Genomic DNA, 16666 nt, shown 5'->3' on the forward strand with positions numbered 1-16666 from the left:
AATTGTAACTTTAGTGATATTTTCATGCTGCTTTCACCCTGTTATAATAATACCTGCCGGATGAATGCAGCATACACTTGGAGGTTATGAAATGGACGAACATATGAAACGGCGGCTGGATAAGCAGAGAAAGCTGTTCAGCCAGCTCGGTATTACCCTTGATGCACTTACCATTCATGAGAAGGAATTCAGTATGAAGCTTCGCGGCTATGATGCCGAAGAGGTGGATACGTTCCTGGACAGCGTCATTAAGGATTATGAACGGTTCTATGCTACCATAGCGGATCTGATGGATAAATGGCAGGAGCAGCAGATTGAGATGAAAGAGCTGAAGGCAGAGGTGAAGACCGCAGCCACTCCGGCCCCTGTGCCGATTATTAAGGGCATTGATCCGCAGGATCTCGAAGATATTATCATCAAGCTGGAAGCCAATGTGCGTCAGCTCAAGGACAGATTGCCCATTCCCCGCACGGAGGGGTATTTGTAAGCCCTGTGCAGCCACAGCGTGAGAGACAACAATATGCAGCATAAGTATAACTCTGGACGGGGGTAGGACCATTGCCGGAGAAGCATGCTTGGAGCTTGAAGATCCGCGGCAAAATCGCACTTGGATATGTCATCATATTATTAATGCTGGGGCTATTTCTAATTATAGTCTCTGGCCGGATTAACAGCCTGGAGAAAGAAACCGTGTTCTTGAGCGATCATGATATAGAAGTTCATGAACTTACATATCAAATTGAGAAAAATGTACTCGATATGGAGACTGGACAGCGGGGGTATGTCCTTACCGATGATGAGTCCTATCTGGCACCGTATAATGACGGGCTGGTGCAGTGGAGGATTAATGCAGCGAAGCTGAATAATCTCATTGCCGATAACCCGAAGCAGGTACGGAATCTGGACACGATTACGGATAATATCGAGAAGTGGGTCGATGTTGCCGGACAGCATGTGGTTGAGCTGAAGAAGAATGGTCATACGGAAGCGGTCAACGCTTTTTTTCGCAACGATACGGGAAAAAATCTCGTCGATACGATCCGTTCCCAGTCCGATTACTTCCGTGACATCGAACGTACGCTCACGAACGACCGGATCAGCAACCTGAAGGACAGCAATCATAAGCTGCTGATTACCATGTACATATTGTGGGGATTGGTGGTCGTACTTGCGCTGCTCATCACTTATCTGCTCTCGGCCAGCATTGTGAATCCGTTGCACAGCGTCATACAGGCCATCAACAGTATTGCCTCCGGCGGTAACCGCTCGGAGCGCATTAAGGTGAAGACGCTGGATGAAATCTATGACCTGGGCGAAGCGACGAACGGGCTGCTGGATAACGTGCAGCGGGAGCAGTGGACGAGCGAACAGCTCACCTCAATGTCGATTGCCCTGCAAGAGACCATTGATATGCCTTCGCTGTGCAGAATTTTTGTCAGCCGGTTGTCGGTTATGCTGGAAATGCAGTATGCCACTATATACGTCGTGAATAACGAGGAACTGTTCGAGCGCATCTATTCCTATGCAGGCGCAGAGAATAAGGAAGAACGCATCGGGCCCGAGGTTATTCAGCCGGGAGTAGGCCTGGCAGGTCAATGTGCGCTGGATCAGCGGATGAATGTGATTGAGCAATTGCCTGATGACTATATCTCCATCAGCTCCGCTCTGGGCAGAACGCCGCCGAGGTTCGCTGTGATTGCTCCGATTATTTTTGAGAACAAGACTGTTGCTGTACTGGAGATTGCTGCGCTGACCCGTTGGGCGCCTTACCATTTCGAGCTGCTGAAGGAATTGCTGGACATGATGGGGGTTACCGTGAATTCGGTGAAGACCCGGATGGAGATCCAGAGGCTTCTGCATGAATCACAGGTGATGAACGAAGAGCTTCAGGTTCAATCCGAAGAGCTGCAGACTCAGTCCGAGGAGATGCAGATGCAGACGGAGGAGCTTCAGAGTCAGACCAGCGAGCTGCTAACCGTGAACAAGGAGCTTGAGAACCAGAAATATGTAGCCGAGAATGCAGCGATCGAGCTGGAGCGGTACAATGAACAGCTGGAACAGAGCTCGCGCTACAAGTCTGAATTCCTGGCCAATATGTCGCATGAGCTGCGGACACCGCTGAACAGTATGCTGATTCTCTCACAGCTGCTGACGGAAAACCGCAATCATACGTTAACCGAGGAAGAACTGGGCTATGCCTCTGTCATTTACAATTCCGGAAGTGATCTGCTTAGTATGATTAACGATATTCTGGATCTTTCCAAGGTGGAAGCGGGCAAAATGCTGGTGGAAATGGATGCCGTCAATCTCACCGAGCTGCCTTCGCTGCTGCAGGGTTATTTCGGCAAGCTTGCAGAAGCGCAGAATGTGGAGTTTAACGTAACTCTGAACCCTGAGGTTCCGGATCTGTTTTTCACCGATGAGATGCGCCTGCACCAGATTCTGCGGAATCTGCTGTCCAATGCCTTCAAATTCACGGAGCAGGGCTCTGTTACCATGGAGATTACCAAGCTGGCGGAATATTCAGATCAGAGTTACATAGCAGAGGGGCCGGTACTGGCCTTTGCTGTCCAGGATACCGGAATCGGCATCTCTGAAGAGAACCGTGAGCTGATCTTCGAGGCCTTCCGCCAAGTGGACGGAACGACTGCCCGCAAATTCGGGGGAACCGGTCTGGGCTTGTCCATCTCCCAGCAATTGGCTCAGCTATTGGGCGGGCATATCAGCCTGGAGAGCGAAGAGGGCAAGGGCAGTACATTCACCTTGTATCTCCCTTGCCGTGAACTGGACAGTGAAGAAGAACCGTTCCATCCGGCGGAGCTGGCTCAGACTGCAGCCGGGTCGGAGCACTCCAGAACCGTTCATGATACAGGGCAGGCGGGTAATAGCGGGGACTCCCTGTTCGAGAAAGAATACGCCATGCTGCAAGGCAGAACTGTCCTGATTGTGGATGATGATATGCGCAATATTTATGCCTTGCAGAAGGGTCTGGAGCCTTACGGAATGATCATTATTACCGCTCAGACAGGGTATGAATGTCTTCAAGTGGTTAGAGAGCAGCCGGAGGTGGATATCGTACTACTGGATATTATGATGCCGGTTCTGGATGGCTATGACACGCTGTCTATTATCCGTGAGGAGATGCACCTCACCGACCTCCCGATCATTGCGGTCTCTGCCAAAACGATGAAGGAAGACCGTGAGCGTTGCCTGGCCGCCGGAGCCACTGATTTCATCAGCAAGCCGGTATTGATACAGGACGTCATTACACGAATGTGCCGGTACATTTGACTTTTCCAAAAACCCATTGACGGGAATACAAGGTATGCTTTATGATGGGTTCATAAATGATCATTTATATGCAGTGGCGTGTTACCTTAACAGGGCATGAGCCAAGATTCGTACTCAATACTTTGAGTCCAATCTTGGCTCTTTTTTGTGCAAAAAATCAGGATATGGGCGGAAAGGAGGGGGAACTTGGCGAGGGACACTGAACAATTTCAGGTGCTGCGGGTGATTGGGAATAATGTCGTAATGGTAGAGGGCGGCAAGAAGAGCAAGGAATATGTAATTATCGGCAAGGGCATCGGGTTTGCGCTTAAGGATACGGGTGTTATTGATTCGGATGATCCCCGGATTGAAAAGCTGTTTCGGCTGGAGGACCGGGAGGAATGGAGTCAGTATCAGATTCTGCTGGAGGACATTGATCCCAAGGTCATGAGGATTACGGATGAGATTATCTCTGATATCGCCCGTGAGTTTCCCGGCAAGTTAAACGACAAGATCTATTTGGCGCTCCCCAGCCATATCCAATTCACCATTTTCCGCTTGCGCAGCGGGATGGACATTGTGAATCCATTCCTGGAGGAGACCCGGATGACGTTCCCCAAGGAATTTGAGATCGCTTCCAAGGCGGCCGGGAAGATCAGCGAAGGCTTTGAAGTGCAGATTCCTGAGGACGAGGTCGGTTTCCTTACTTACCACGTCTATTCTGCGGTCAGCAATGTGCCGGTGGGCCAGCTTGTGAAGGCCTCCAACATTGTCAGTGAGCTGATGGAGATGATCCGCAGTGAACGCAAGATCCGCTTTGAGCAGGGCAGTATGAATCATGTCCGGCTGATGGTTCACTTGAGATTCTCGATTGAACGGATTCTGCAGGGTTCGCTCATCGACAATCCTTTTGTGAAGCATATCAAGAAGGAATACAAGGATGAATACAAGCTCGCGCAAAGGATGGGCAAAGTCATGCAAGGCAAGCTCAGTGTAGACGTACCCGAAGAAGAAATCTGCTTCCTGGCTATGCATCTGCACCGGCTGTTCCAGACCATAGAGAAGAATAAATAGCAGCAGCAAGGAGTGACTTTTATGTTTTCGAGATGGAAAGCTAAAAAAGAAGAGAAACCTACTGAGGCGGTAACCCGCCTGGAGATATACGCTCCGGTCAGCGGACAGTCCGTACCGTTAACGGAAGTGCCGGATGAGACCTTTGCCGGTGGGCATATGGGCCAAGGCATCGCCATAGAACCTATAGAGGGACGTTTAACGGCCCCTTTTGACGGAAAAATTGCGCATGTGGTCAAAACCAATCACGCTCTAATCCTGGAGCATGCCTCTGGTCTGCAACTGCTGATGCACATCGGAATTGATACGGTCAGCTTACGGGGCGAAGGCTTCATCAGCCATATTGCCACCGGAGATGAAGTGCAGGCAGGGCAGACGCTGATCGAATTTGATCTGGAGGCAATCCGCGCTGCGGGTTATCGTACGATCACTCCGGTAATTGTAACGGGCAACGGGGAGGACACCCCGGAAGTGGATTGCCATTACGGCCAGGTTACGGCAGGAACAAGCAGTGTTCTTACAACAGCAGTAGCTTCACAGCCTTAGAACATACATGTACTTAATATGAAACCAGGGGGATGATTTCATTATGTTGGCTTTTCTACAAAAGTTAGGGAAATCTCTGATGCTTCCAGTCGCAACTTTACCGGCGGCAGCGATTCTGCAAGGGTTCGGACTGATTAATTATGAGAAGGATTTCCATCTGGGCAGTACCGTAGGGGGATTCCTCAACCAGTATGTGGCTCCTTTCCTGAATGCCGGTGCGGGCGCAATCTTCGGTAATCTGGCGCTGATTTTTGCAATTGGGGTAGCGATCGGGTTCGCAGGGGATGCGGTTGCCGCGCTGTCTGCCCTCATTGCTTATCAGGTGCTGGACAGTATTCTTAAGGTGCTTCCAGCCCAAATGCCGTTCATTGCCGATGATGTGAAGCTCAATATGGGCGTGCTGGGCGGGATCTTTGCCGGAGCCTGGGCTGCGTACTTATACAAGAAATATCATAATATCAAAATGCCGGACTGGCTTGGCTTCTTCGCAGGTAAGCGGTTCGTACCTATCATTACGGCCATAACCACCATGATTCTCGCAGTGCTGTTTGGGATGATCTGGAGCCCGATTCAGGATGTGATCAGTGACTTCGGCACTTGGGTTGTTGGTCTTGGCGGTGCAGGGGCATTTGTATTCGGGACAGCTAACCGTCTGTTGCTTCCGTTCGGCCTGCATCATGTAATCAACGCTATCGCCTGGTTCCAGTTGGGTGATTTCACGAACGCTGCAGGGGATATTGTTCACGGAGATCTGACGCGCTTCTTCGCCGGAGATAAGACTGCGGGAATGTTCATGACAGGCTTCTTCCCGATTATGATGTTCGCTATGCCGGGTGCAGCCCTGGCTTTCATTCATACAGCCAAACCGGAGAAACGCAAAATGGTTGCGTCCATCTTCATCGGATCGGCGATTGCTTCCTTCCTGACAGGGATTACGGAGCCCCTGGAATTCTCCTTCATGTTCCTCGCACCGCTGCTGTATCTGGTACACGCTTTGCTGACCGGTTTTGCCGGATTCCTGATGTATGTGCTGGATGTGAAGCTGGGGTTCGGATTCTCCGCCGGGCTCATTGACTACCTGCTTAACATGAAGCTCTCCACCAATGCGTGGGTGCTGATTCCGGTTGGGCTTGGCTTCTTCGTCCTCTATTATGTGCTGTTCCGGTTCATTATCGTCAAGTTCAACCTCAAAACTCCCGGACGCGAGGATGAGACGGAAGATGACCTGATTGATCTGTCCAAGAGCGGTACAGCCGCGTCGTCCTCTTCCAGAGCCGCCAAGATTCTGGAGAACATCGGCGGTCCTGCGAACATCCGTAGCATTGACGCTTGTATCACCCGCTTGCGCCTTAACGTGAATGATGACAAGGCGGTTAAGGATTCCGCGCTCAAGCAGCTTGGTGCATCGGGAGTCATGCGGCTTGGTCAGGGGGCTGTACAGATTGTATTTGGACCACAGTCCGAGCAACTCAAGGATGATATTAAGAAGCTGATGTAGCTTGAAGCTGGTTAGCACAGCAAAATAGGGAATTCCATGCAGGCATCCTTCACAGGATGTCTGTTTTTTTGTGCGCAGGCTATTGCAATATCTACAATACCGAGTATAATACTTGGTATAAAGAAAAAAGGAGTCGGTCCCTTTGTCAATAGATGATTATCTGGATTTGCTGAATTATGCCAAGGCAATTAACGATGAACAGTGGCAGGCTGATCTCCTGGAGCAATTGAAGAACTATGAGGCGCTTGTCGAAGAAAAGAAACAAGTGGATAGCGTGAGAGCGCTATGGACGCGGTTCGATGATATTAACGGACTGCTGATGCAATTATTCGATAAGCTGAGAGAGCATGAGGATACACCGGATAGCGCTCTGTGGAAAGAGCGGATTTGGGAGCTGAAGATGGAGCGGATTCACGTGGCCAAGCAGCTTCAAGCGCGGTATATCAAGATTAGATAGAGGATAGAGAAGAATTAATCGGAGATATGAAGAGGTAGATATAGAGATAATATAGTTTAATTAAAAAATGGCATGCAGTTAGTCTGCTCAGCCATGACATGCACAGTAAAGGTGAATTTCGCAGATTCACTCTCAAGGGCTTGCCGTCGTGTACTTGGACTTACTTGGACATTTCCATTCCATTACGCATCATGGTCATGCACATGGTCATCATTTCATCGCACTGCTGCATTTGAGTCATCATCTTGTCCATATCCATGTTCATCATGCCCATTTCGTTCATGCTTTCCATGCACATCTTCATGTTCTTCATCTTCGACATCATGTCTTCCATACACATGTTCATCATCATTTCCATACATTTCTGTTCCATCCTTAGCTCCACCTTTCAATTTATAATAGTTTACACCTAATAAACTACTATATTTTATTGGTGAGATCAACCTTTTTATGGATATACACCAGATATCAGTCCTACCGCGTGCGGGAGGGCTTTTTCTGTGCGTTTGTATAGGCTCTTCTATACTTTGCTCATTCGTCCGCTTGCTCCTTATCGTCCGACGTTGATCACCTTGCGGGTCCAGGACGGTTCGCTGCCTGCCGCACGCAGCAGGCAATCGGCACAGGCAGCATAAGGCAGCGCCTGGAGCGGATGGATGCGGGCCGATGGGCCTGCCGTATAATTAGAAGAACTCTCTGCGTATTTAAGCACGGATGCCCGTACGATTACCCAGTCTAATCCGCTGCGCATTACTGCTTGTTCAGCGGCTGCCTTATCCTCAATCGCTTTGCGGAACATGCGGCGCATCAAGCGGACAGCCCAGCGGTTGACGAGTGACAACTCCCTCCCGTCACTCAGATTAATCCCGCTCTGCATCACCAGCCGTTGAACTCCATGATGCCGACAGGCTGCAAGGATATTTGGAATTCCTTCTGACATGACGGTACCCGGCGAGAAGTTCGCTGCCATGACATTTTTGCCTGCCTTAAGATTTACAAAGCCCTTCTTGCCGGCAGCATCCGGGGAGAAGTTGCTTGGAGGACCAATACAGCTGATGACCGCTTCGCTTCCGGCGAGGGCCAGGATCATGCTGGATCTGTCGAATACATCCCCTTGCCGGATAGTGAGCCCCGCTGCAGGGGAGAGCGCCTCCGGTCTGCGTACCACAGCTATCACCTCATGTCCCGTTGCAAGTGCCAGCTCCATTACTTTTCTTCCAGTTCCTCCAGTGGCTCCGATAATTGCAATTTTCATTATAATATTCTCCTTTAAATGCACAGTCGTGAATTAATAAGTATGTATGTATAATAATAAGCAGAACAAGAATCGATACAAGTCTTAAAAAGCCTGATTCTGTGCATTAATTCACGACTTCAACGGAATTGTGCAGTAATCTTCAGGAAAGCTGGTGAGGATAGAGTGTTAAAGATCGACCGGAGAATACGCAAGTCCCAGGAAGCCCTAAAAAAGGCTGTTATTGAGCTGATGCAGGAAAAGGATTTTGATCAAATTACAATACAGGATATTGCTGATAGAGCGGATGTCAGCCGTAGAACCCTTTATCTTCACTACACAGATAAATTTGATCTTCTGGACAAGCTCATAGAAGAGCATATCAGCAATATACGCGAAATCTGCGAAAGTTCAGACGATGCCGCCGGATATACCGAAATGGGATTGGTGTGGTTTGAATATTTTGAGACGCATTCGATGTTCTTCTCTGTTTTGCTGGGGAGTAAAGGCAGCGTGTTTTTCCGCGGGCGGTTTCTTGAATTCTTCCTCGGCGAGCTGGAGAAGGATAACAGCCTGTCTGAAGGGAGCGACAAGGATTCAGCCAACATCAGAAACGTGGACATCCAGTTTCTAGGATCGGCGATCGTTGGGGTAGTGGAATGGTGGTTCAAGAATGGACAGCCGCTCCCTCCAGACGTAATGGCGCAGCGGATCGGGAACTTGCTGGAGAGAAATCTTGAGGCAAGGTGATACAAATCCGCCTTAGCCTTCGTCTTACATATAGCTGCAGCGGATAAGGAGGATTTACCTAATGAATATTCCGGAATCAGACCCATACAAATTAATCTTTTATGAGCATTACCCGAGTGTGCGGCGCAAGCTGGCGGCACTTGTGAGGGACGAGAGTGCTGCCGATGATCTGGCGCAGGAGGTTTTTATCAGACTCTACAGAAATCCGCCGGATGATCCCGCGGCTCTGGGGGCATGGCTGCATAGAGTGCTAACACGGATCGGATATGATTATCTGAACCAGCGGGTGAGAGAGCGGCGTCTGATCAACAAACAGGAGCTGTTATATGATGCGGGGGCTTCTGCTCCTACAGGGGAAGAAGTAGTCCTCAGCAAGCTGGATCAGGAAGATGTGCGGAGCTGGCTGGAGGATCTTCCCGAACGGGACCGGCAGGCCCTGCTGCTTAAGTATTCGGGCTACAGCTATGCAGAGATCGCCGGGGAGCTGGGAGTGAAGCCGCCAGTAGTCGGAACCCTGTTAAGCCGGGCGACAGCCAAACTGAAACACCATGCGGTGAAATCCATTCCGCAAGAATAATGAGATCCGGGAGGAAAGAAACCATGAATAGAGCAAACGGGCAGATACAGCCCCAGAGCACAGATGAAGCTTGGGCTAAATTACAGGAGAAGCTGGGAGACGAGCCGGTCAATCCGGTGTGGGCTACATGGGGCAAGCAAGAGACCCCTATAGAGGAACAGACTGTCAAGGCTGATAGATCAGATAGAACAGAACCGGAAGCAGATGTTGTGCTTCAGGCAGCTAAGGCGGGTAACCTTGCAGCAGCGGAGCCAGTGCAGAATACAGGGCGGAAGTCACGCCGGCCTATGATGAGCCGCAGCCGCAAGTGGGCCGCTGCGGCAGCGGGCGTAGCGATTTTCGCAGCAATTCTGGCTACTCCGGTAGGGAATACAGCCATGGCAGCCTTGCTGAACCAGTTCAAGATGCAGGAGGCTACTGTTGTTGAAGAAGGCGATCTGCGGGATATGTTCTATCAGATAATTCAGAATGGCAATGGCAATGGCAATATTGAGCAATCCCTTGAGGCCTTCGGTGACATCTCCATCACCAATGGTGAGATGAAGGAGAATGTTCCGCTCAAGGATATCCAAGGCTTGCTGGGCTACGAGCCGCTGAAGGGGTCCGTTATGGATTCAGTCAAGTTTGTTCAGGTCAGCGGGTCCCATGATATCACACTGAACCTGAAGGTGGATGAAGTGAACAAGGCACTGAAACGCCTGGGCTCGGACAATCTGCTGCCTGCATCTGTAGATGGCAAGCCGATTACGCTTCATATCCCCGAGCAGGTGAACTACGATCTGGGCAGCGATCAGCACTGGGGAGCCTTGTCACAGATGAACACACCTGTCGTTACCGTAGATCCTTCTGTGGATCTGGACGAAGCGATTGATGCCGTTGTGAACTTCCCGCTGATTCCCGACAATCTGCGAAGCAGTCTGCAGAAGAGCCGGATTTTGTCCGGCGATCTGCCGATGCCGCTGATTAAGGGCAATCATGATGAACAGATTACGGTGGCTGGTACGCCGGTCATTCTTACTGAAATGAAGTTCAGTAACGGCAACAGCTATACGGCTGTCTGGGTTCAGAAGGGGCAGCTTCTGCAGCTTAGCGGCGGAGATATCTATCCTGAGCGCGAGCAGTTCATTCAGAAGGTACAGGAGTTGATCACACAATGAGCAGTATCCCTGCGATTGATGCGAACGCCTTGACCAAAGCTTATCCGAACGGGCGCGGTTGCCGGGATGTTACCTTGACTGTTGGGAAAGGGGAAGCCTTCGGCTTCCTCGGCCCCAATGGTGCCGGCAAGAGTACTTTTGTCAAAATGCTGGTTGGACTCATCTCACCAACAGGCGGCCATGCTTCCATCCTGGGCCATCCGCTGGGCTCTATGGAAGCCAAAATGAAAATTGGCTATCTGCCGGAGCTGTACCGCTACCAGGATTGGCTGACCGGTGAAGAGGTGGTCAGGCTTCATGCCAAGCTGTGCCGGATTCCGAAATCCGTCATGGATCAGAGAATCCCTCACCTGTTGCAGGAGGTAGGTATCGGGCTGCGCGGAAGGGACCGGGTTAAGCATTATTCCAAGGGAATGCAGCAGCGGCTGGGTCTTGCGTGTGCGCTGGTGAATGACCCGGAGATTCTGTTCCTGGATGAACCCTCTTCAGCCCTTGATCCCATCGGGAGAATGGAAGTGCGGAAGATTCTGCAGCGGCTGAAGGACCGGGGAATTACTATTTTTCTCAACTCTCATTTACTTGAGGATGTTGAAGTGCTGTGCGACCGGATGGCTCTGCTGAGTAACGGAGCGGTCCTGCGGCACGGCAAAGTAGCGGAGATGCTGAACAAACGGACAAGCTGGCATTTCAAAGTGGGCGGATACACGCCTTTTTTGCTGTCCTGGCTTAATGAGCATACAGGGCTATCCATCCGGGAATCCGTGCCTGCGGCGGGTAAATCGGGCTATGATCCGGCACAGGAGGAGTCAGATTCAAGCGTCGTGTGGCTGGAGGCGGAGCTGGATCATGAGGAACAGGCTGGCTGGCTGAACGGGCTGATGGTGGAGCAAGGGATGACGCTGTACCAGGTAAGCCGCCAGACTGAACGGCTGGAGGACTGGTTCATGGATGCGGTAGCCGGGCTCAGTCATAGGGGGGAGAAGGAATGAGAACCATATTAGCAATGACCTGGAAAGAAATGCTGCGCAAAAAAGTGATGCTGCTAACCCTCCTGCTTACCCTGGTGTTCCTGATTGCCTTCTGGTTTGTGGCCGATACCGTAGGAACGAACGATCAAGGGGCCGGAACGCTGGGAAATGACAGCGGGTTGTTCATGCAGTACATGAACGGCGCTTTTATTCTGAGTCTGGGCTTCTTCTTCGGCGCGTTCGTTATTGCCTTTCTGGCGATCTTCAGCTCTTTCTCGGTGATTGCTGGTGAAGCGGAGCAGGGGGTCATGCAGGCTCTGTTACCCCGGCCGCTGCCGCGCTGGAAATGGTATCTTGGCCGCTGGCTGGGCTTTGTCACGCTGGGAACGATGTATGCCCTCATTCTGTTCACTGCAATTCTGCTGATTACAAGTGCCCACGCGAATGTTCCCAGAGATGCAGTCGTGCTTGCGAAGTCATTCCTGCTGTTCGCCTCTGTAGTTCCCTTGTTAATCTCCGTATCCATGCTGGGTTCAGGACTATTCTCGGCGCTTGGCAACGGTGTGTTCATGACAATGCTCTACGGGGCGGGATTTCTCGGAGGGATGGTAGATAAGCTTAGCGGTTCGCTGAGACTGGAGGACGACGGACTGAAGGTGCTGAATAATCTGACCGGAATGATCTCGATGATTATGCCCGCAGATACCTTGCAGCGCCGGATGACTGTCGAGCTGTTCAGCTTACAGGATATGAATGGTATGTTATCGATGGATAGCGGGGCGCTTAGTCTGATGAATTTCAATTCATTTCCGTCTAATACCTTTGTCGTATACGCTGCAATCTACACTGTGGTTATCTTTGGGCTGGGGCTTCTGCGCTTTCAGCGTAAGGATCTGTAGGAATCGAACAAGCTTATTATAAAATCAAACAAAGCAGCGCCCCGAAGGTTCCCGTTCAGGAGCTTCAAGGGCGCTGCTTCGCGTGCCGTGCGGAAATCATTTGGTCACGCCGATCTCGATCCAATCCGTAGACCAGTTACCGATCTCTCCAAGAATGGGAGCCAGGGCCGTACCTTTATCGGTTAACGAATATTCAATTCGTACGGGCATCTCAGGATATACAGTGCGCTGTATGATCCCTTCCGTCTCCATCTCCTTCAACCGGTCTGACAAGACCTTGCCGCTAAGGTTGGACAAGCAATGCTCAATTTCTCCGAACCGCCGCGGACCATCCATCAGGACAAATACGATCAGGGCGACCCACCGCTTACTCAGCACATCCACAGCTTTCTCAAACCGGGGGCACATCTCAAAATCATTCATAAGGATCACCTCAGCATTCATTATATCATAAACTTACAATAAGTAATTATAAATATTTAAATATATATTATAACTTGACGAAGTTATATTACAATGATAAACTAACTTACAAATAGTTACTAAGAAGCGTACGCTATCAAACTTTTAGGACGGTGCTCTTATGATCAACCCAGATATCCTATCTATACTACAGAACAAAATCAGCCGGATTCCTATGGAAAACTCCACGAATATATTGGTCGGACCTATTACCCTGCCTGTCAATCTGGACGGGGAGACGATCACCTTCAAATGGTACAGCTGGCTGAATGTGACGGACGAAGAGCTTCAGCGCGCTGAAGGCAAGGAGGCTACCGAGCTGCTCATCAGCCGGTTGTCATCGATGAAGCTTGCGGATGGACAGCAGTCCAGTGTCCTGGTCTACGGAGATTTCGAGCATTCCGAGGATGCGCTGATCCGGATGCACAGCATTTGCCATACCGGGGATATCTTCGGCAGCAAGCGCTGCGATTGCGGCTTCCAGCTGCACCAGTCGATGAAGATGATTGCCCAGCATGGCGCCGGGGCCCTCTTTTATCTGGCGAATCATGAAGGAAGAGGCATTGGCCTGTTCAGCAAAGCAATGGCATATCTTCTTCAGGAAGAAGGGTATGATACAGTAGAGGCCAATCTGGAGCTGGGGTTCGCCGATGATTCCAGAGATTACACAGATGCGATCAGCGTGCTTCAGCATTTGCGCAGCCATCCTGTGACTCTGATCACCAACAATCCGAAGAAGCTGGAAGCACTACGGGCTGCCGGAATGAATACAGTGAAGCGGGTGCCGCTATGGGGCGACGTATCGGCCTTCAATGAGAAGTACCTGCGGACCAAGGTGGCCCGTTCTGGACATCTGGAGGCTGTGCCGGGTGCAGAGTTTTTTGAGGGAAGAGTGGCTAAATAAGCAGGCTGGACGGATATGCATCCGTTCCATTATAATGGGGTACTGAACCCAATACTTAGCTTAGTGAGGTAACCTATGAATGCTATACAAGTGCAGGACTTGCGCAAGACCTTCAAAGTCCAAAAAAACCGCGAGGGCCTCAAAGGGGCCTTCGCTGATTTGTTTAAGCGGCAATATTCCGAAGTAACAGCAGTGAAGGACATCTCGTTCAGCATTCCCGAAGGTGAAATCTGCGGATATATTGGGGAGAACGGGGCAGGGAAGTCCACTACGATCAAAATGCTTACCGGAATTCTTGTCCCTACCGCCGGCAGTCTGACTGTCGGCGGCTTCGTGCCGTACGAGGAGCGCGAGAAGTTCGTGCAGAACATCGGCGTTGTTTTCGGACAGCGCAGCCAGCTCTGGTGGGATATCGGCGTGATTGAATCATTCCAGCTGCTGCGCAAGGTATACCGGGTGCCGGAGCAGGACTTCAAAAAACGGCTGGATGAGCTGGTGGAACGCCTGGAGCTTCAGGATCTGCTGAACCGTCCGGTCCGCAAATTAAGCCTGGGCCAGCGTATGCGCTGCGAGCTTGTAGCGGCACTGCTGCACAATCCGTCCATTTTGTTCCTGGATGAACCCACGATTGGACTGGATATTGTTGTGAAATCGGAGATCCGCGAATTCCTGAAGGATATGAACCGGGAGCATGGCACAACCATCCTGCTGACGACTCATGATCTGCAGGATATCGAAGCGCTCTGTTCGCGGGTCATCATGCTGGATGACGGGCGGATTATCTATGACGGAGGTCTGGATGATCTGAAGCAGCGCTGGGGAACCGGGCGTGAGGTGCAGTTCCAGTTCGGAACGGCCACGAAGCTGCAGCAGTTGATCGGCTGGACGGAAGGCATGCCGGTGACCTGGACCGCAGAGAATGAGCTGGCGGCCAAGGTCTGGATTCCGCTGGAGTTGAATGTATCGGATGTGCTGGGCCGGGTCGTCGGACAGGCCGATATTACAGATATCAAAATCATCGAAACAAACACGGATGACATCGTCCGCAGTATTTATCAGTCAGGCTCGGCAGAGAAGCCGGAGGAGCGGATCGCCGCTCTCAGCGATGAGAAAGAGGTTATCCATGTCTGAGAAGCTGGCAACGGCAGTTCCCTCCTCCGGAGGTTCTCGGGGCGGTTCCGGGGAGAATGGGCGGAGGCTGCTGCTTGGCGCTTATTTTGATTTTATCCGTATCCGGTTCCTGACGATGCTTGCTTACCGGGTGAATTACTATTCGGGGATTCTGATCTACACGCTCAATATCGGGGTGAACTATTTCACCTGGAGAGCGATCTATGGCGATGGTGAATCGCTCGGCGGCTTTACCGGGGCTCAGATGACCACGTATGTGGCGGTGTCCTGGATGGCGCGTGCCTTCTACTTCAATAATCTGGACCGGGAGATCTCCACGGATATCCGTGACGGAAGCATCGCGATCCAGTTCATCCGGCCTTATAATTATGTTCTGGTCAAAATGATGCAGGGCCTCGGCGAAGGCCTGTTCCGCTTCATGATGCTGATGATCCCGGGCATGGTGATTGCCATTCTGCTGTTTCCGGTACAGCTTCCTACGGAGCCTTCGGCTTGGGCCGGGTTCCTGGTCATGCTGTTCTTCAGCTTCCTGATCAGCTCGCAGATTAATATTATCACAGGCCTGTCTGCCTTCTTCGTGGAGAACAATGAGGGGATGATGCGCATGAAGCGTGTGGTCGTGGATCTGTTCTCGGGGCTGATTGTGCCGATTACCTTATTCCCGGACTGGTTGTCCTCCGTGCTTAAGGTACTTCCCTTCCAAGCGATTACCTATCTGCCGGGCTCTGTATTTACAGGCCGTGTGCAGGGGGTGGGCATCTGGAATGTGCTGGGTATCCAGGTCATCTGGTTCCTGATTCTGCTCATTCCGATTGTCTGGCTAAATCACGCAGCGCGTCAGCGGCTGTTCGTGCAGGGGGGTTAAGCTGAGCTATGTACTACCTGGACTTATTGATTGAATACCTGAAGAATTATATGAAAACACGGTTAACCTACCGCGCGGATTTCTGGGTGGAGGTCATCTCCGACCTGCTGTTCCAGGCGACGAACTTTATCTTCATCCTGGTCATCTTCATGCATACTGACAGCCTGGGCGGCTGGAATCAGAACGAAGTGGTGTTCGTCTACGGCTTCTTCATGGTTCCGTTCGGCGTGTTCAGCTGCTTCGTCAATATGTGGGGCTTCAGTGAGCGGTATATTGTCAAAGGCGAAATGGACCGCATCCTGACCCGTCCGGCACATAACCTGTTCCAGATCTTCCTGGAGAATGTGGACCCGCCATCCCTGTTCGGCTCCTTCATCGGGCTGATTGTCATGGCGATCAGCGGCAGCAATCTGGGCCTGCCGTTTGAATGGTGGACCCTGCCGATGCTGATTATTCTGACGCTCAGCGCTGTAGCCATTTATACAGGGATCTATACGACACTGACCTCGTTGTCGTTCTATTCGGATGCGCCTACAGGCATTCTGCCGCTGATGTATAACATCCAGACGTACGGACGTTATCCGGTAACGATCTACAACCGGGCGATTCAGGTGCTGCTTACCTGGATTATCCCGTTTGCTTTTGTCGGGATCTATCCGGCAGCCTTGTTCCTGCACCGCGATGAGATGCGGACGATGGCCCTGCTGACCCCGCTGGTCGGCGTGGTCTTCCTCAGCATCGGCCTGATGGCCTGGAGCTTCGGCGTCAAGCGGTACAAGGGTGCCGGTTCTTAAGAGAATGGAATGAAATAGATATACAGTGAGGGTTGTCCCGCAGCTTCTGAATTGGCTGCCGGGGCAGCCCTCTTTGTCAATAA

18 protein-coding genes are annotated in these 16666 nt (G+C 51.2%); 15 read left to right on the plus strand and 3 right to left on the minus strand.

Annotation, left to right across the window (positions count from 1 at the left end; all coding sequences use genetic code 11):
- Positions 1 to 91: 91 nt before the first annotated feature.
- From NYE26_RS13265 to NYE26_RS13290, 6 genes are all read left to right on the plus strand, one after another.
- Complete coding sequence (locus NYE26_RS13265) at positions 92 to 487, plus strand: DivIVA domain-containing protein (protein ID WP_036728841.1); 396 nt, start codon at positions 92 to 94, stop codon at positions 485 to 487.
- A 71-nt stretch (positions 488 to 558) separates the two neighbouring features.
- Positions 559 to 3291, plus strand: coding sequence for a CHASE3 domain-containing protein (locus NYE26_RS13270; protein WP_339256398.1), 2733 nt, complete (start codon positions 559 to 561; stop codon positions 3289 to 3291).
- Between the two features lie 186 nt (positions 3292 to 3477).
- The gene (locus NYE26_RS13275) at positions 3478 to 4344 is read left to right on the plus strand and encodes a PRD domain-containing protein (protein ID WP_036728836.1); all 867 of its coding nucleotides are present in this window, start codon (positions 3478 to 3480) and stop codon (positions 4342 to 4344) included.
- Positions 4345 to 4365: 21 nt separating this feature from the next.
- A complete protein-coding gene (locus NYE26_RS13280; RefSeq protein ID WP_339256400.1) occupies positions 4366 to 4887 on the plus strand; it encodes a PTS glucose transporter subunit IIA in 522 nt (173 codons plus the stop codon).
- Between the two features lie 43 nt (positions 4888 to 4930).
- The gene (gene nagE, locus NYE26_RS13285; RefSeq protein WP_339256402.1) at positions 4931 to 6385 is read left to right on the plus strand and encodes an N-acetylglucosamine-specific PTS transporter subunit IIBC; all 1455 of its coding nucleotides are present in this window, start codon (positions 4931 to 4933) and stop codon (positions 6383 to 6385) included.
- Positions 6386 to 6527: 142 nt separating this feature from the next.
- Positions 6528 to 6842 (plus strand): hypothetical protein, encoded by a 315-nt coding sequence (locus NYE26_RS13290; RefSeq protein WP_036728829.1) that lies wholly within the window; start codon positions 6528 to 6530, stop codon positions 6840 to 6842.
- Between the two features lie 160 nt (positions 6843 to 7002).
- Here NYE26_RS13290 and NYE26_RS13295 read toward each other — a convergent pair whose 3' ends face one another.
- Positions 7003 to 7215, minus strand: coding sequence for a hypothetical protein (locus NYE26_RS13295; protein WP_339256404.1), 213 nt, complete (start codon positions 7213 to 7215; stop codon positions 7003 to 7005).
- Between the two features lie 177 nt (positions 7216 to 7392).
- A complete protein-coding gene (locus NYE26_RS13300) occupies positions 7393 to 8097 on the minus strand; it encodes an NAD(P)H-binding protein (protein WP_339256406.1) in 705 nt (234 codons plus the stop codon).
- A gap of 165 nt (positions 8098 to 8262) precedes the next feature.
- Here NYE26_RS13300 and NYE26_RS13305 point away from each other — a divergent pair, with 165 nt between their 5' ends.
- The 5 genes from NYE26_RS13305 (at position 8263) to NYE26_RS13325 (ending at position 12427) form a co-directional block, all read left to right on the plus strand.
- Positions 8263 to 8826 carry a TetR/AcrR family transcriptional regulator gene (locus NYE26_RS13305; protein WP_339256408.1) on the plus strand — a complete coding sequence of 188 codons (564 nt, stop codon included), beginning with the start codon at positions 8263 to 8265 and terminating at the stop codon, positions 8824 to 8826.
- 61 nt (positions 8827 to 8887) lie between these two features.
- On the plus strand, positions 8888 to 9403 hold the full coding sequence (locus NYE26_RS13310) for a sigma-70 family RNA polymerase sigma factor (RefSeq protein ID WP_036728818.1): 516 nt from the start codon (positions 8888 to 8890) through the stop codon (positions 9401 to 9403).
- 23 nt (positions 9404 to 9426) lie between these two features.
- Positions 9427 to 10560: a hypothetical protein gene (locus NYE26_RS13315; protein WP_339256410.1), complete on the plus strand. Its 1134-nt coding sequence runs from the start codon at positions 9427 to 9429 to the stop codon at positions 10558 to 10560.
- Positions 10557 to 11549 (plus strand): ABC transporter ATP-binding protein, encoded by a 993-nt coding sequence (locus tag NYE26_RS13320; RefSeq protein WP_339256412.1) that lies wholly within the window; start codon positions 10557 to 10559, stop codon positions 11547 to 11549. The genes NYE26_RS13315 and NYE26_RS13320 overlap by 4 nt, the downstream gene beginning before the upstream one ends.
- Positions 11546 to 12427, plus strand: a complete 882-nt coding sequence (locus tag NYE26_RS13325; RefSeq protein ID WP_339256413.1) for an ABC transporter permease subunit — start codon at positions 11546 to 11548, stop codon at positions 12425 to 12427. Before NYE26_RS13320 ends, NYE26_RS13325 begins: the two co-directional genes overlap by 4 nt.
- A gap of 96 nt (positions 12428 to 12523) precedes the next feature.
- Here NYE26_RS13325 and NYE26_RS13330 read toward each other — a convergent pair whose 3' ends face one another.
- Positions 12524 to 12850 (minus strand): helix-turn-helix domain-containing protein, encoded by a 327-nt coding sequence (locus NYE26_RS13330; RefSeq protein WP_036728810.1) that lies wholly within the window; start codon positions 12848 to 12850, stop codon positions 12524 to 12526.
- A 160-nt stretch (positions 12851 to 13010) separates the two neighbouring features.
- Between NYE26_RS13330 and NYE26_RS13335 the strand changes: the two genes are divergently transcribed.
- From NYE26_RS13335 to NYE26_RS13350, 4 genes are all read left to right on the plus strand, one after another.
- The gene (locus NYE26_RS13335; protein WP_339256414.1) at positions 13011 to 13793 is read left to right on the plus strand and encodes a GTP cyclohydrolase II; all 783 of its coding nucleotides are present in this window, start codon (positions 13011 to 13013) and stop codon (positions 13791 to 13793) included.
- A gap of 75 nt (positions 13794 to 13868) precedes the next feature.
- Positions 13869 to 14924, plus strand: a complete 1056-nt coding sequence (locus NYE26_RS13340; protein ID WP_339256415.1) for an ABC transporter ATP-binding protein — start codon at positions 13869 to 13871, stop codon at positions 14922 to 14924.
- A 70-nt stretch (positions 14925 to 14994) separates the two neighbouring features.
- The gene (locus NYE26_RS13345; RefSeq protein ID WP_036730060.1) at positions 14995 to 15789 is read left to right on the plus strand and encodes an ABC-2 family transporter protein; all 795 of its coding nucleotides are present in this window, start codon (positions 14995 to 14997) and stop codon (positions 15787 to 15789) included.
- Between the two features lie 8 nt (positions 15790 to 15797).
- Positions 15798 to 16583, plus strand: coding sequence for an ABC-2 family transporter protein (locus tag NYE26_RS13350; protein ID WP_339256416.1), 786 nt, complete (start codon positions 15798 to 15800; stop codon positions 16581 to 16583).
- The last annotated feature ends 83 nt before the right edge of the window (positions 16584 to 16666 follow it).

This window comes from Paenibacillus sp. FSL P2-0136, assembly GCF_037975325.1.
GTDB lineage: Bacteria > Bacillota > Bacilli > Paenibacillales > Paenibacillaceae > Paenibacillus_AQ > Paenibacillus_AQ silagei.